This is a genomic window from Nocardiopsis metallicus, from assembly GCF_014201115.1.
GTDB lineage: Bacteria > Actinomycetota > Actinomycetes > Streptosporangiales > Streptosporangiaceae > Nocardiopsis > Nocardiopsis metallicus.
In genome coordinates, this window is record NZ_JACHDO010000001.1 from 4388276 (window position 1) to 4404581 (window position 16306).

11 protein-coding genes are annotated in these 16306 nt (G+C 71.3%); 5 read left to right on the forward strand and 6 right to left on the reverse strand.

The window, feature by feature from the left end:
• Positions 1–436 precede the first annotated feature (436 nt).
• Positions 437–1501, reverse strand: a complete 1065-nt coding sequence (locus HNR07_RS19105) for an IS110 family RNA-guided transposase (RefSeq protein WP_184366136.1) — start codon at positions 1499–1501, stop codon at positions 437–439.
• 585 nt (positions 1502–2086) lie between these two features.
• Between HNR07_RS19105 and HNR07_RS19110 the strand changes: the two genes are divergently transcribed.
• On the forward strand, positions 2087–3136 hold the full coding sequence (locus HNR07_RS19110; RefSeq protein WP_184366153.1) for a serine/threonine-protein kinase: 1050 nt from the start codon (positions 2087–2089) through the stop codon (positions 3134–3136).
• On the opposite strand, the gene HNR07_RS19115 is transcribed toward HNR07_RS19110, so the two are convergent.
• Positions 3133–3624, reverse strand: coding sequence for a hypothetical protein (locus tag HNR07_RS19115; RefSeq protein WP_184366154.1), 492 nt, complete (start codon positions 3622–3624; stop codon positions 3133–3135). The two genes, HNR07_RS19110 and HNR07_RS19115, sit on opposite strands and share 4 nt — an antisense overlap.
• Before the next feature lie 383 nt (positions 3625–4007).
• Between HNR07_RS19115 and HNR07_RS19120 the strand changes: the two genes are divergently transcribed.
• Positions 4008–6149, forward strand: a complete 2142-nt coding sequence (locus HNR07_RS19120; RefSeq protein WP_184366155.1) for a bifunctional metallophosphatase/5'-nucleotidase — start codon at positions 4008–4010, stop codon at positions 6147–6149.
• A gap of 97 nt (positions 6150–6246) precedes the next feature.
• Here HNR07_RS19120 and HNR07_RS19125 read toward each other — a convergent pair whose 3' ends face one another.
• Together HNR07_RS19125 and HNR07_RS35630 are read right to left on the reverse strand one after the other, a co-directional pair.
• On the reverse strand, positions 6247–6723 hold the full coding sequence (locus tag HNR07_RS19125) for a hypothetical protein (RefSeq protein ID WP_184366156.1): 477 nt from the start codon (positions 6721–6723) through the stop codon (positions 6247–6249).
• 164 nt (positions 6724–6887) lie between these two features.
• Positions 6888–7598, reverse strand: a complete 711-nt coding sequence (locus tag HNR07_RS35630) for a hypothetical protein (protein ID WP_184366157.1) — start codon at positions 7596–7598, stop codon at positions 6888–6890.
• A gap of 217 nt (positions 7599–7815) precedes the next feature.
• Between HNR07_RS35630 and HNR07_RS19135 the strand changes: the two genes are divergently transcribed.
• The 3 genes from HNR07_RS19135 to HNR07_RS19145 all read left to right on the forward strand — a co-directional run bounded on the left by HNR07_RS19135 (position 7816) and on the right by HNR07_RS19145 (position 12203).
• A complete protein-coding gene (locus tag HNR07_RS19135) occupies positions 7816–8484 on the forward strand; it encodes a response regulator transcription factor (protein WP_017570862.1) in 669 nt (222 codons plus the stop codon).
• A gap of 65 nt (positions 8485–8549) precedes the next feature.
• Positions 8550–9833 (forward strand): sensor histidine kinase, encoded by a 1284-nt coding sequence (locus HNR07_RS19140; protein WP_184366158.1) that lies wholly within the window; start codon positions 8550–8552, stop codon positions 9831–9833.
• Positions 9834–10058: 225 nt separating this feature from the next.
• Positions 10059–12203, forward strand: a complete 2145-nt coding sequence (locus HNR07_RS19145; RefSeq protein ID WP_184366159.1) for a SpoIIE family protein phosphatase — start codon at positions 10059–10061, stop codon at positions 12201–12203.
• On the opposite strand, the gene HNR07_RS19150 is transcribed toward HNR07_RS19145, so the two are convergent.
• Positions 12200–14392, reverse strand: coding sequence for a glycosyltransferase (locus tag HNR07_RS19150; protein ID WP_184372310.1), 2193 nt, complete (start codon positions 14390–14392; stop codon positions 12200–12202). The genes HNR07_RS19145 and HNR07_RS19150 overlap by 4 nt on opposite strands.
• Positions 14393–14475: 83 nt before the next feature.
• Complete coding sequence (locus tag HNR07_RS19155) at positions 14476–16248, reverse strand: hypothetical protein (RefSeq protein ID WP_184366160.1); 1773 nt, start codon at positions 16246–16248, stop codon at positions 14476–14478.
• Positions 16249–16306: the final 58 nt, after the last annotated feature.

The window sequence follows — 16306 nt, forward strand, 5'->3', positions numbered from 1 at the left end:
CAGGGCGCTCCACCTTGACCCGCTTCGCCGCGACGGCGGTGGGCGGCTGAGGGGAAACGGGGGGAGGAGCGGCCCGTGGTGGTGGACGGTCCCCCGAAGGAACCCAGGAGCCCAACGGCAACGGCAGACACCAACCGCGCGGCCTTGGGCCGGTCCTCTCCCCGGCCCGGAGCCCAACGCCTGGCCGTGTCCCGGCCGCCCATGCGCCCGGAGGGACAAGCGGCAGCGAGGGCAGCAGGTTCCTCACCCCTGCGCGGACCGGGCCGCGTGCCGCGTCCGGTCGCGCGTGCCATCGGACCCCCGGCGGTGAGGGCGGGACTTCAGCGCTGTGGTGGTGACTCTGGGCAAGCCAGGGCGACCGCGACCGCGACCGCAACCCGCGCCTAAGGCTGCCCACCGCTTCCGAAACCCCCTCACCCCCGATGACGCTTCTATGTCAAGTGGCGGGTTGAAGACAGACCTCAGCCCGCCCTCTCACCACTTGATCAGCGACCATCGCCCGATACACCACATCCACCAGATGCCGCTTCAAAGCCCGATACGCACCCTTGGTGCCCTTGGCCCCCTCCCGGGAACGCACGAACTCCCGCGCTGGCTCACCCAGCCGGACCTGGACCACCCCGATCGAGTGCAACGCCCGATTCACCTGCCGGTTCCCACCCCGGTGCAACCGGTGCCGATCCCGCCCCGAGGAAAACACCGGAATCGGCGCGCTCCCCGCCCACCGCGCCATCCTCGCCGAGGTCGCAAACCGCGACACATCCCCCACCTGCGCAAGCAACACCGCAGCCCAGACCACACCCACACCACGAATCCCCAACAGGTTCGGCGCCAACGGCTCCACCAACTCCTTCAGGCGCCGCTCCACCTCGGCCGCACGCACGAACAGGGTGTGGATCTCCTCCAACTGCTCCAGCAGAGCCCACCGCACCATCTCGTCCAACCCGGCCCCCTCCACCAGCGCACGCACCCGCCCCACCTTGGCCCGGGTGGCCAACGCCCCCTGGCCCAGACGGTGGTCCAGCTCGATGTGCACCGCCGCCAGCACCCGGTTGGTCAGGGCCACACGCTGATCGGTCAGGTTCTGGCGCAGGTTCACCAGCACACGCACCTGCCGCACCTGCGGGTCGATCCGGTGACGGGCCAGGCCAGGGTCGGCCAGGGCCGCACGCGCGATGGCCACCGCGTCGATCACGTCGGACTTGGCGCCCACCGGCCCGCCCAGGCGGCGGTGGGCGGCCATAGCACGCGGTGGCACCCACACCACCTCCTGGCCCGCCCCCAGCAGAGCGTCGGCCAGGGCCCGGCCCAGGCCGGGGCCGCCCTCGATGGCCCACAGCACCGGGCTGTTTGCGGCCAGGGCACGGATCCAGGCCAAGAGCTGGCCCAGGGCCTGGGGGCCCGTGTTGACCTTCTTGGCCCTGCCCAGGCGGGTGCCGTCCTGGGCCAGCGCGACGGCCTGGTGCATGTCCTTGTGCGGATCGATACCCACTGTCACCATGGTGGTGTCCTGCTTCCTCTTGGTCAGGAACGGGACGACTACCAGGGCCCTGGCCCGGGGGACAGATCTACTGTGAGTTATCGGCTGCACAGGCTTCTATGAGGTCACTCCCGCGGCCAGGGCCTTGGCCTGCGAGCGCTGGTGGACAGGTCATCGATAGGTCCACGCGGGACAGATCTTGCTGGAGTCACCCCAGCGCCGCTGCCGGGCGGCTCCCGTCGAAACCCTCCCGACACCCACCATGGTGAACCAGTAGATCTTGCTACCAGGGGCAAGTTCGGCGCCGAACTTGCCCCTGGTAGCAAGATCATCTCTGAAACCGGGGCCGAAACCGGGCCCGGGGGCTGACGGGCCGCTGGTGGTGTTCGCTGGTACGGGTGACCGGACGCGGCACGCGGACGGGCTCGCGCAGGGGCGGGGATTGCAGGGGCGGCGCGAAGCAGTCAGGGGGTCCAGGTGGACGGGGTGTCCGTCGGGGAGGGTGAGTTGCAAGAGGGATCCCCACGACCGTCGTGGTCCGGTCCCAGCCAGAGGTCTGCGGATAGGATCCGGCACGTCCCTCCCCCACGCTCGGTTGGAGTTCTCATGAAGGCACGCGGTGTACGCCGACTCGCCCCGCTGGAGCCGGGGGACCCCCGGGAGATCGGCGGGCACCGGGTGCGGGGGCGGGTGGGTTCGGGCGGCATGGGCACGGTCTACGCCGCCGATTCACCCGGGGTGCACGGCTATCTCGCGGTCAAGGTGGTGCACCCGGCGCAGGCGCGCGACCACCGGTTCCGGGAGCGGTTCGCGCACGAGGCGCGGCTTCTCGCCAAGGTCAACAGCCCTTCGGTGGCCCGGTTCGTACGTGCGGACGTGGGAGCCGAACCGCCGTGGATGATCACCGAGTACGTGCCCGGGCCCACCCTGCGCCACCACGTGGAGAGGTTCGGCCGGTTGCGCGGGGGCATGCTGCTCGGCGTGGCCGTGGGGGTGGCCGAGGCGCTGCGCGCGATCCACGCGGCCGGGGTGGTGCACCGCGATCTCAAGCCCAGCAACGTGGTGCTCTCGGGGCAGGGGCCGAAGCTGTTGGACTTCGGGATCGCGCACGCGGTGGAGGACCCCGACCCCACGAAGTGGATCCGGTTGCGGCGGATGCGGCGGGCCTACCGGGACCTCAAGCTGCCCTCCCCGGACTCCCTGCCGGACGAGCGCCCCGCCCAGCAGCGCGACAAGCTCGGCACCCCGGGGTGGATCAGCCCCGAGCAGTACCAGCGCCAGCCCACCACGCACAAGTCCGACGTGTTCCTGTGGGGTGCGACGGTCGCGTTCGCCTCGGCCGCGCACGACCCGTTCGGGATGGCCGCGCCCAAGGAGATGTCCCGGCGGGTGCAGTTCGAGGAGCCCGACCTCCAGCACCTGCCGAAGGGTTTGGAGAAGCTGGTGGCGGCGGCGATGAGCAAGGATCCCGACGACCGGCCCGACACCACGGAGCTGCTCCGGGCCGTCTTGGCGCTGGAAGGCCCCGGGGGCGGGGTCCGCGCTCCGGCGGAACCGGTGACGGGCACCGGGACCCGGGCCGTGCGCGCCCTGCTGGAGCGCCAGTGGACCAAGGTCGCGGTGCGGGTCCCCCTGCCTCCGCGCGGGAGCGGCTAGAGCAGACCGTAGTAGGCGCGGCTCTCCTTGGCCCACATGAAGCCCAGCATCGTGACGGCGAAGCCGAGCGGGACGATCATGAGGATCTCGCCGCCGAGCAGACCCCACAGCAGGATGCCGCCGGCCACGCCCTGGAAGAGCATGGTCGCCCAGAAGACGCCCACCGTGCGGTTGCGCAGGCGAGAGGCGATGAAGAAGGACAGGGCGCCGTACAGTCCGGTCACCACGACCGCGAAGGCCATGAACGAGCGCATCATGTCGAGGTCGAAGGCCATGGCGACGCCCTGCTCGGCGGCCATCGCGGTCTGTTCGTCCAGCGCCGCCTGCATCTCCTCGGGAGAGGCGGACAGGCCCATGACGAAGAGCAGGGACATGAGGATCCCGCAGACACCGCCGATGTACATCAGGGTGCGCACGGTGGAGACCCGCTTGGGCATGGGGGCGTCAGGACGCAGCGCCTCGTAGTGCGGTGCGTTGAAGTCGGGCATCCCTCGCGGTGAGGGGACCCCGTTCTGTCCCGCGTTGGGGTCGTACGGGTCCTGGCCAGAGGGAAACACGAACGTCCTCCGAGGGAATCGAGCCGACTGTCCCCTCCATGGTAGGGGCGCGTGGTCGCGGCGGTGCGGGCCCGTGGGCGGATCCGGCCGACGGCACAGGCCGAAAATCATCACTCAGAGCGACCCGAATATGCAGACCGCAAGCTTCAGCGACACGCGGAAGTTGGAAAACTGCCTGCACACGGGAGATTCTGCAAATCGTAACCCCCAGGCCCGTGCTCCCACACCTGTCCCCATCTAGGGTGAACAAACTCTGCCCCCTCCCGCCTCAGAGCGGAAACCCCGCACGATCCCCCAAAGGAGTCACAGCAGACATGTCCAGACTCGTGCGCGCATCCGGCGCACTGATCCTGACAAGCGCGCTGGTGGTGCCCTTCGCGCCGACGGCCAGCGCCTCCGCGCCCATGGACACCCCTGACGGCGGCGCGGCCTTCACTCTCACCGTCCTGCACGGGAACGACCCCGAGTCCGCCCTCCTGCACGCCTCCGCCGATCCGGAATTCGGCGGAGCCGCGCGCTACGCGACGCTGATCAACCAGTTGCGTGACGAGGAGGCCGCGGGCACCGGCGCCGGTGACGACGAGTCCGACAGCCGCGGTGTGGTCGCCGTCAACTCCGGTGACATGTACCTGCCCGGCCCCGAGCTCTCCGCCTCGCTGGAGGACGGCGCGCCCTTCTACGACGCGATCGCCACCTCCTACGCGGGCTACGACGCGATCTCCATGGGCAACCACGAGTTCGACTTCGGCCCCGAGCTGTACGCCGAATTCATCAGTGCGGTAACCGAAGACGTCCCGTTCGTCGCCGCCAACGTGGACGTGTCCGGTGAGCCCGAGCTGGCGGCGCTGGAGGCCGCGGGCCGGATCGCCCCGAGCACGGTCGTCGACGTCGAGGACGATGTGCGGGTCGGTATCGTCGGCGCGCTCTACCCGGCGCTCGCCACCATCTCGAGCCCGCGCAACGTCGTGCTGGACGAGGTCGTCGGCCCGGTTCAGGCCGAGGTGGACCGGCTGGCCGCCGACGGGGTCGACAAGATCATCATGATCTCCCACCTGCAGAACATCACCTACGAGGAGCGGGTCGCCCGGGAGCTGACCGGGGTCGACGCCGTCGTCTCCGGCGGTGGCCACGAGGTGATGGCCAACCCGGAGGACGCCCTGGTCCCGGGTGACGAGGTGACCGTCCACCCGGGTACCGGCGCACCGCTGTCCTACCCGCTGTGGGTGGACGATGCCGAGGGCGCCGAGGTGCCCATCGTGACCGCGGGCTCCGACTACAAGTACGTGGGCCGCCTGGTCCTCAACTTCGACGCCAACGGTGACCTGGCCTCGGTCGGCGACCGCTCCGGCCCGGTCCGGGTCTCCGGTACCGGTGACGACGCCGTCGAGCCGCACCCCGAGGTCGAAGCACAGGTGACCAAGCCGGTCGCCGACTACGTGAAGGAGCTCGGCAACACCGAGATCGCGCAGAGCGAGGTGGCCCTGGACGGCGGCCGGGACCCGGGGGTGCGCACCCAGGAGACCAACCTTGGCAACCTGATGGCGGACTCCCTGCTCGACGCCGGCAAGCGCAACGCCGAGGACTACGGCGTCGCCGAGCCGCAGATCGGCATCCAGAACGGCGGAGGCATCCGCAACGACTCCGTGATCCCGGCCGGTCCGCTGTCGGCGCTGGACACCTACTCGATCGCCCCGTTCGCCAACCAGGTGGCCGTGGTCCCGGGCATCGCGCGTAGCCAGGTCAAGGAGCTCCTGGAGCGCGGTGTGGCCGCCACGCCCGCCGCCGACGGCGGCTTCATGCAGGTCGCCGGAGTCAACTTCGCCTACGACCCCGAGCGGACCGCCCAGGTGGTCACCGAGGATGGCGAGGTGACCACCCCCGGTGAGCGCGTGCGGCACGCGATCCTGCACGACGGCACTGTGCTCGTCGAGGACGGCGAGGTCGTGGACGGTGACGCGATCACGATCGCGACCAACGACTTCTCCGCCCGCGGTGGCGACATGTACCCGTTCCGGGACGCCGACTTCACCGTGGTGGGCACGACCTACCAGGGCGCTCTGGAGCACTTCGTCACCGAAACCCTGAGCGGTCGGATCACCGCCGCCGACTACCCCGAGGGCGGGTCCGGCCGCATCGTGATCGGCGAGAAGGCCACCACGCCCCCCGGCAACGGAGGCGGTGACGACGATGACGACGGTGACGGTGACGACGACAACGGCGACGCTACGCCGGGCCCGACCGACAAGCCCACCGACGCCCCGGACGACAAGAAGCCGGGCGGCTCCGACGGCAAGGACGACGGTAGGGACGACAAGGCCGGTTCCCTGCCGGTGACCGGTGGCGCCCTGGCCGGTCTGATCATCGCCGCGGTGGTCGCCACGGGCGCCGGCGGCAGCGCGCTCTACCTGAGCCGCAAGCGGAAGCCGACCACGGACGCCGGCGGGCTCGACGGCTAGGTCAGCGGATCCGGCCGAAGACGGCGGGCCCGTCCGAGACACGCTCGGACGGGCCCGCCTCGCCGTCTCCCGACGGGCTGTGCCCCGAAGGAACGGCTCAGCAGCGCGGCAAACCCTCGATCGGCTGCCAGGGCTCGTGCCCGCGGAAGGCGGTGGCGCTGACGAAGACGTCCTGGTTGCCGGTGTGGTCGTCGGTCAGCGCCCACCAGGTCGAGTAGCCCTCGCCGTCGGAGTGGGGCTCCCCCTCCACCTGGCAGAAGAAGTAGTGGCGCCCGGCCCACAGCCAGCCGCCAGTGGGGTAACGGCTCTCCTGCGACCAGTAGGTCCGCGCGTCGCGCCAGGTGGAGTAGTAGTGGCGGTGTGAGAGCCCGGCGGCCCCGGCGCGCTGCTCCTCGGCCCTCTCCGCCTTCTCGGCCCTCTCGGCCACGGCGTACTCGGCCGCTCCGGCGGCCGGTGCCGCGAAGGCGACCGGAAGAAGCACCACCAGCGCGGCCAGGGTGCCCAACCGCACGCCCGCACGCCGCCGGTCCTTGGATCCGTGTCGTTTCCCAGCCGTGTCGTCGCGCCTGGCCATCAGCACTCCTCGTGTGCCCCGGACCGGGTTCGGGGTCCGAGATGTAGGGATAGGTCGGGTGGGGGCCGGGGTCCCGAGACCCACCAACCACCACCAACACCCCTATTGTCACTCAGGGCAACCGAATGGGCACGCAATGACTCGGCATGCGGCCAGGAGGCCCGTCAGCACCCGGTGAGGGCCTCGGTGTCCGCGGCCATGTCGTCGCGCTCGGACTGGTCCATGGAGCCGTCATCGAACCAGATGAGCACGATGTGGCAGGCCTCCTGGACGTCCACCATGTCGTTGTCGTCCTCCTCCACCTGGGACCGCAGGCCCGCGACCACGATGGTGGCCGTGAACATGTTGTCGAAGGCGATGATCCGAGCGAGGTTGGTGTCCACGGCGCTGGTGCAGACGAAGACGTCGTCGTCGCCGTCGCACAGGTCACCGGTGATGTCGAGTCCCGCGTTGAGGTCGTAGTCACCGCTCAGCCCAGCCACCACTTCCTCTGCGGACAGCAGGTCCTCGGGCTCCTGCGTGGGGAGCTCGGTGGGCTCCTCGGTGGGATCGGGGCTGGGGAAGGGATCCTCGGTCGGGCTCGGGAAACCCTCGGGCGAGGGAGACGGAGAAGGGGACTCGGCGGGCGAGGGCTCCGGTTCGGGCTCCTGGCCGACCGCGAACCGGTCGGCGACCACGCCCCCGAGCGCGAGGCCGCCGCCGAGGAACGAGGCACCGGCCAGCACCGCGATGACGGCGAGCACCGCGACCATCCCGGTCCCGTACCTGCCGCCGGGCGCGGATCCCTGCGGATGTCCCGGTGGAGATCCCGGCGGAGGGCCCTGCGTGGGAAAGCCGAATTCGCCTCCGCCGTAGGGCGGGGGGTTGGGGTTCACGTGCGAGCTCCTCTGTCTCCGGGAAGGTTCGTCCGAGGGGCGCTCTCGCACCCTCACGTTCCAGCTTCCCAGTTTCACCAAGAACGTGCAAAGAAAAGGCCCATGGTGGCTATTTACACCATTTGACCGGTATGTGATTAGCGTATTTTCGGCCAACCTTGGGCCATCCGGCGCGCATAATAGGGAAATGCGCCCCCCGGGACCTACGATCGGCTCCATGACCTGCGTTTTGCTGGCCGAAGACGATGTCTCGATCTCCGAGCCTCTCGCGCGCGCACTCCGACGCGAGGGTTACACGGTAGACGTGACCGTCAACGGCATTGAGACACTCGACCGCGCCCGTGCGGGAGACATCGACCTCATGGTCCTGGATCTCGGACTCCCCGAAATGGATGGCCTTGAGGTGGCACGTCGGCTCCGCGCCGAGGGTCACGGAACGCCGATCCTGATCCTGACCGCCCGAGCGGACGAGGTCGACACCGTCGTCGGCCTCGACGCCGGTGCCGACGACTACGTGACCAAACCCTTCAGACTCGCCGAGCTCCTGGCCCGCGTCCGTGCGCTCCTGCGCCGCGGCGGGGCCGAGGTCCCGGTGGTCCACGGGGTCCGGATCGACAACGACTCGCGCCGCGCCTGGCTGGGCGAGCGCGAACTCCAGCTGACCACCAAGGAGTTCGACCTGCTGCGCGTGCTCGTACGCGACGCGGGAAAGGTGGTCACCAGGGAACAGATCATGCGGGAGGTGTGGGACACCAACTGGTGGGGGTCGACCAAGACCCTGGACATGCACATCTCGTGGCTGCGCCGCAAGCTGGGGGACGACGCCAACCAGCCTTCCTACATCACGACCGTCCGGGGCGTTGGGTTCCGGTTCGAACGAGACTGACACGACCTTGGGTTCGACGCGCTTGCCGGTCGACCGCCCCGGGGGTCGGACGGACGTGAGGTGACATGCGCAGGCGGATGGTTTTCTCCACCCTGCTGGTGACCGTCATCGCCGTCATGCTGCTCGGGCTGCCCCTGGGTGCGCTCACGTACAAACTGGTGCACGACGAGGCCAGTCGGCAGCTTGAGGGCGAGGCCGAGCTGATCGGTGTCGAGAGCGACAACATGCTCGACCGCCACGGTGAGATCGACCTGGCGGGATTGGACCGGGAGCACCCGGACCGGTTCGTGCTCATCACACCCGCGGACGGGCCGGCGGTGACCGCGGGCGACCCTGCCCTGAACCCGGAGTCCGCGGACTCCCCGCCGCTGATCAAAGCGTCCATCACCACCAGCGAGCTCACCCGGGTCGAGGTGTGGAGCAGCAGCGAGGACGTGCAGGAGAGCGTGGTCCGGGCCTGGCTGGGGATCGCCTCGCTGTCCCTGCTCGCGATAGGGGTCGCCGTGGGCCTGTCGATGTTCCAGGCCCGCAGACTCACCCTGCCGCTGGTGGACCTCGCGGCCACCGCCGAACGCCTCGGTTCCGGGGTGACCACACCGTGGGGCCATCGCTACGGCATCCCGGAGGCCGACCGCGTCGCCGAGGTGCTGGACCGCAGCGCCGAACGCATCGCCGGCCTCATCGCCACCGAGCGCCACTTCGCCACCGACGCCTCACACCAGCTGCGTACCCCGCTGACCGCGCTCACCATGCGGTTGGAGGAGATCCTCGCCGAGGCCAACAACCCCGAGGTGGTCCGTGAGGAGGGCGAGGCGGCCCTGGCCCAGACCGAACGGCTCGTCGAGACCGTCGAAAGCCTGCTCGGCCGCGCCCGCAAGAGCCAGAACCCCGAGGTGGAACCGGTGGAGCTCGACCCGGTTCTCAACCACCTCCAGGAGGAGTGGTCCCCGGTCTTCCACCAGGAACAGCGCAGGCTCCTGGTGACCGGCGACCCGGGGCTGACCGCCATGACCGTTCCCACCGACCTCGCCCAGATACTGGCCACCCTGGTGGAGAACGCCTACAAGCACGGCGCGGGGACCGTGACCATTCGCCGTCTCGACACCGGCCAGTCCGTGCGCATAGAGGTCAGCGACGAGGGGGAGGGCGTCCCCGAGCACCTGTCCGGGCGGATCTTCGAGCGCGAGGTCAGCGGGGGCGGCGGCACCGGCCTGGGGCTGGCCCTGGCCCGTCACATCGCCGAGTCCGAGGGCGCCCGCATCGAGCTCGTGCAGACCAGGCCGACCACCTTCGCGCTGTTCCTGCCCGCCGGAGCGGGCGGGCTGTCGAAGATGACCGGCCCGGTCTAGGTTTCCTCCGAGCGTTCGCCGGGGCCACCGGCCCGACCGCACGGCCCGCGCCGCCCCCCGCGGACTGCACACGCCTGACACGCACTTGACCCGCGGCGGAAGCCGGAGTGCGTATCTTCGGATGCAGAGCGTGTTACGCCGACACCGGCGAGAGCATCCGCGGAGCACTCCCGGGGACACCCGCATCCAGGGGGACGTATGTCTGGATCTGAGCCCGTTGGCCCGTTGCCGGGTCCCAGAGACCTGATCAGCGGCCTGCGCCGCGCGATGGCCGCCGTGGAGGCGCATGCCGGCGGTGTCTACCTCTGGGACCCGGAGTCCTCAGCGCTGCGCATGGCCGTCCTCGTCGGCATGCCGCCCGACCTCCTGCACGCCTGGTACGCGGTCAGCCCCGACACGGCTCTGCCCGTACCCGACGCGATCCGCACCGGCGGCCTGATCTGGGTCCCCGACAGTGCCGGGGTCGCCCGCAGCTACCCGAGGATCGCGCTGGTGCTGCCCTACGACGTCTCGATCGGCTCCTACCCGATCGGCGACCGGGGCGCGGTCCACGGCGCGCTGTTCGTCATCGGGCGCGCCAGGCAGACCCCGGAGGTCCCAGAGGGGGCGGTGCGTGCGTTGGACGGCGCCGCCCGGGAACTCGCGAGGGTACTGGAAAGCGCCCGCGAGTCGGGTGCCCCGATCGTTCCCCCGAAAACCCCGCTCATCCCGGACCAGCCGCACAGCTCCCGCACTCCGGTAGCCGGTTTCACCGAGATGGTGGAACGCCTACCCCAGGGGCTTTGCGCGCTCGATACCAACGGGCGCTTCACCGTGGTCTCGGAGACCGCCTCCGAGCTCCTGGAGGCTCCGAGCGGGGCCCTGTTGGGACGGACTCCGTGGGCCGCGCTGCCGTGGCTGAACGACCCCGCCTACGAGGACCGCTACCGGGCGACCGTGTTCAGCCGGGTGCCCTCGCACTTCGTAGCGCTGCACCCCCCGGACCGCTGGCTCTCCTTCCGCCTGTACCCCGACGACACCGGGGTCACCGTCGTCATCACCCCGACGGAGGTCGACTGGACGGACGCCGGGGCCGAGAGCGGGGAGGACGCGCCCCGCTCCCCCACCAGGGCGGGATTCCTCTACCACGTGCTGCACTTGGCCTCGGCGCTCACGGAGGCCGCTGGTGTGACCGACGTGGTACGGATCGTCGCCGAGGAGATCATGCCGACCTTCGGCGCCTCGGCCCTGGCCCTGTTCGGGCACGACCAGCGGCGCCAGCGGCTGCTCCTGCTCGGACAGCGGGGGTTCGACCCGGACTTCCTGGAGCTCCTGGACGAGAGCGCCTCCCGTACCCGCGCCCCCGTCGCGCGGACCACCGTCACCGGGGTGCCGGGCTTCTTCCGGTCCGCCGGCAACCTCCGCTCCGCCTACCCCGACCCGGGGGTCCACATCCAGGACGGCCTGGAGGGCTGGGCCTTCCTCCCGCTGGTCGCCTCGGGGCGGACGACGGGCACGTGTGTGCTCGCCTTCACCGACCAGCACACGTTCTCCGTGCAGGAGAGGGGCGTCCTCACCGCGCTGGGCGGCCTGATCGCCCAGGCACTGGAGCGGGCCCGCCTGTACGACTTCAAGCTCGGCCTGGCACACGGGCTCCAGGACGCGCTGCTCCCCCGGTGGACCCCACGGGTGCGCGGGCTCTCCGTGGCGACCCGGTACCTGCCCGGAACCGACGGTATGGACATCGGCGGCGACTTCTACGACCTCATACCCCTGGGCGGGAACGCGGGGGCGGCCATCGGCGACGTCCAGGGGCACAACGTCTCGGCCGCGGCACTCATGGGGCAGCTCCGCACCGCCCTGCTGGCCTACGCCACGACTTCGGACGAGGGGCCAGGCGCTGTGCTGCGGCGGGTGAACCAGCTCCTGTGCCTGATGGAGTCGGAACTGTTCGCCTCCTGCCTCTACCTGTGCCTGGATCCCGCGACGGGCAGGGTGAGCATGGCCAATGCCGGGCACCCCTCCCCGGTCCTGGCCGATGACTCCGGGGGGCGCGTCCTGCCCGCACCGGACGGACTCCTGCTCGGCATCGACGCGGAGGCCGACTACTCCGAGAGCGAGTTCACCCTCCACCCGGGAGCCACGCTGGCGCTGTACACCGACGGGCTGGTCGAAAGCCCCGGTGTGGACCTGGAGAGGGCGCAGCAAGACCTCGCCGACCGGCTCGCGGAGACGTCCCGCAGACCGATCGACGAGGTCGTCGACGAGTTGACCCGGGCAGCGCTCTCAGAGACGCACCGCCGCGACGACATCGCGCTCATGGTGCTGCGCACCGAGAACTGGGGGGCGGCTCCCGCGCGTGCGCGGACGCCGCCCCGGGACAGCCGCTAACCCCCGGCGCCGGCGTGAGCGGTGGAACCCCGCCCGGCCGGAACCTCGCCTCGAACCACCAGGTCGCTCCACAGGCCGCGCACCCGCTCCAGGCCGTACACCGAGGTCACCTCGGCGCGGGCCCGACCGCTCTCCTCAGCGAACCGGCCCTCCGAGACCGTGGCGTGGATCGCCTCGGCCATCACGACCGGGTCGTCGTGGATCCAGTGCGGGTCGTAGATGGTGTCCGACCCGGGCCACGGCAGCAGCGCGGGGACGCCGCCGGATGCCGCACACTCGGCGGGTGCCAGGTGGAAGGACTCGTCGTCGCTGGTGGAGAGCACGAACCCCACCCGGCGCAGCCAGGTGGCCACGTCCGGGCCGAAGCCGTCGAAGATCACCCCGGAGGCCAGCTGTTCGTCACGCTGGATGCGCCGGTAGACCCGCTCGAAGTAGGCGCGCTCCTCGGGTCGGTTCCAGATCCACCAGTACTCCCACGGCTGTTTGCTCTTGACCGACAGCGTGTAGCGCGGGTCCATCCGGCGCAGTTCCGAGAGCACGTCCAGGCCGCGGTCCAGACGTTTGCGCGAGGGCGCGATGCCGATCATGCCCAGCGAGTACTCGGCCCCGGCGAGCTTGGGCCGGTCGAGTTGGCGGTCGTCCACCCAGTTGGGCAGGACCACGACCTTGTCGGCGGGCCAGCCGGTGAGTTCGCGGGTGAGGTCGGCGTAGTGCGGGCTCACGCACACCACCGCGTCGACCTTGCCGATGTCCAGTCGGCGCGGCCACTCGGCGTACAGCTCGAAGCGGTGCAGGCGGACGATCAGCCGCTGGTCGGGGCGCTTCCACTTCGCGTAGAACAGGGCGTTGGGCCCGCACCACTCGCAGATGACGACGTCGGCCCAGCCGGCGAGCTCCCGGGACCGGTACTGGTCGTGGGTGCTCAGCCCCTCCCACTCGTCGATGCGCACGTCGAGGCCGGGCAGGGAGTCCAGGTACTCGGCCAGGCGGGTGAAGAACTTGAGGTCGTGACCGGCGATGACCACCTTGAGCGGTCGTTCGGGGTCGGCGCCCGCGGGAGCGGCCGGGATCGTCTCGGCCAGGTAGCCGCGCAGGCGTTCGGCGGCCCGCTCCAGGGTGTGCTCGGCGGCGGCCGCCCGGCAGCGCTCGGCGGCCTCCGCGTACACGGCGCGGTCGTGGTAGGCGCGGGCGATCACCGCGGCCACCGAGGCGGTGTCCTCACCGGCGAAGAGCGGGTAGTCCGCGCCGAGCAGCGCCTCGTGCATCGGGGTGCGGTTGAGCACCACCGGCAGGCCGAGGGCGCCCAGTTCCAGGACCTTGGTGGACAGCTCCAGGCTGGCGTCCATGTCGGGGTCGCGCCAGGACAGTCCGAAGTCGCATTCGGCGGACTGGCGGAGCGCGTCGGCACGGGCCATACCGCCGCGCCAGTCCACGTTCGGGGTACTCTCCAGGGCCTTGCGCATGCGCTTGGCCCAGTCGGCGGGCTCGGCGTGGATCTTGTCGCCGATCATCACCAGTTCGGAGTCGACCCCGAGGCGGGAGAGCTCCTCGGGGAGCCCGGTCATCTCCAGGGTGTTCCAGCGGGGCGCGAACTTGCCGGTGTAGGCCAGCCGGGTGCGGGCGTGGGTCTGGCCGTCGGCGGCGAGGCCCTCGGGCACCGCGGCGACCGGCGGGAAGAGCACCGAACGACCGCAGGCGGCGGGCACCGTCGACTCCAGGAACGCGCGCAGCTCCTCGGTCTGGCAGAGCACGAACCGGGAGGCCAGCGCGATGTCGGTGAGTTCGGCGGTGGCCGTGGCGGTGAGCTCGCCGACGCTGTGCGGGAAGTCGGTGAGGTAGGTCCACAGGCGTCCGGCCAGGGCCTCCTTCTGGGCGGCCAGTCCGGCCAGGCGGCGGCCCCGCACGACCACGAGGTCGAAGGGTTTGCGGGTGTGCAGCCTGCCCATGAGCTCCACGGCCTGCTCGGGCGTGAGCCCGCGCGGACCGAGGTCGGACAGCATCTTGTCCTCGTAGGGGCGGACCAGCCGGACTCCGGGGGTCTCGGTGAGGGGCGCCGTGAGCCGGTCGGTGCGCACCTGGGCCTTGAGCAGCAGGGTGACCTCGCATCCGGCCGCGGCCAGGGCCTGCGCCATCGACTGCGCCCAGATCGCCGAGCCGTCGATGATGTTCAGGTCCACGTCCCCGTACAAGAGTGCGCGCGGAGGAGGTGTGCTCACGTTCTTCCCTTCGGATGCTGATGGGTGGCCCACAGTCTGGGTGGTCAAGCGGTCACTCACCCGACCGCACCCGTCGAGGCGTCGGCGTGGGCGGGGCCCTCGTTGTCGCCGTCGGTCCCGGTCCCGTGGTCGGGGCCCAGGGCCAGCAGGCGGGTGCCGCGCCGGTTCCACTCCGCCGGGGGCCAGCCTCGCCGCAGCAGCTCGGTGCGGGCGAGTTCAGGGGTGACCGAGGTGACGAAGACATACTGCCGTCCCCCCGTGTCGCGGTCGAAGAAGCCCCGCTCCCCCGCCCCTGCCAGTGCCGTGCCGCCGACCGCCGCGCTGCCCGCGCCCTCGGGAGTGTTCGGGGTGCCGACGGCGTCGGCGTCGGAGCACTCGGCGGCGCAGGCGAGGTCGGCCAGCCGGTGGCGGCCGACCGGCCCGGTCCACAGGTGTGACCAGGGCGAAGTGGCGCATTCGGCCAGGGCCGCCCAGTGCTGCGGAGGGAAGCCGCCCACCTGGGAACGGGTCTGGTCCCGCGTGAGTTCCTCCGGGGTGTCGGGCGCGGTGGAGCGGACCGTGCGCACGGTCAGTCCCTCGGCGCGCAGGCGCTGGACGCCGGGCATCCGGGCGGCGGTGTCGGGCACGACCAGTTCGGCCGGGCGCAGCCGGGAGCCCAGAAGGTCCTCGGCCAGGAGTTCGGCGTCGGCCTCGGAGGCCGGGTCGGCCAGGATCGCGACACCGCGGCCGCTCAGCGGGAGTTCGGTGCCGGGGGTGCCCGCCGCGAAGTCGAGGCCGTGCAGGAGCGCGGCCAGGCGGACCGGGGCGGCCTCGTCGAGGAACACCTGCCGGAGCATGGCGCGCACCTCGCGGGGGGTGGGCTGCTCCGCGCGCAGCCGGGGCACGCTGACGGCGAGGTCCTCGGTGTCGGGCAGGGGCACGGCCGGGTGCGTGATGACCCGGGTGCCGCAGGCCCAGGCCCGGCGGCGCAGACGCAGGTCGCCGTGGCCGGACTCGGGGATCACGGCGACGTTGGCGGCGCGCAGGGCGTCGGGCAGGCCCGGGGAGTCGGCGTCGACCACGCCCACGCCGAGGTCCTGGAGGACGTCGGGGACCGGCTGGTCGGGTGCGGTGCGCACGAAGACCGCCTCGGGCCCGGAGACGAGTTCGGCGGCGACGGGGTTGAACAGGTGCAGCGGCACCCCGGCGTCACCCTTGTGCACGCGGTCGAAGCCGAGCTGGCGCAGGGCGGGCGGGGCGGGCGCGTCGTCGAGCAGGACCGTGGGGACGCCACGGGCCGCCGCGGACTCCAGGACCCAGTGCAGGGCGCGGGTGCGGTCGACGGCGGCGGGGTCGCCCGCGTGCGCCCAGGGCGACCCGGGCGCGGCCGCCGAGGAGGACACCAGGAGCAGGTCGACGTCGACGGCGTCCATGACGATCTGGGCGTCGTGCGGGCGTAGCGGCACCGAGCGCAGGTAGGGGTCGACGGCCTTCTCCACAGCCGGGCCGAGGACGGTGGCGACGACCAGCAGGTCCTCGCGGCCGCCGCCGAGCCCGGTGAGGAGGCGGGCCTCCTGGCGTTCGGCGTCGAAGGAGCGGACGGGTTCGACCCGGCGGCGTGCGGTGTGGTTCGTGCTGCCGCTGCGCCGCCAGAGCCGGTAGAGGTCGCGCGGGAGCTTGACCAGGGAGCGGCCGGGGCGCTTGGCGGCGGCGGTGAGCGCACGGCCCACCTGGAGTGATGTGGAGCCCTCGAGCGAGGCCAGGCGGGCCTGGGCTTCCTGGAGCTGGGCCTCGCGCTCGGCAAGGGCTTGCCGAAGCTGTTCGGTCTGGCTCTGTTCACGCCGTTTCACGGTCTGCCACCTTGTGCTCGGTTCGAAAAACCTCGGGTCGGGGCACCGCTGTGCCCGT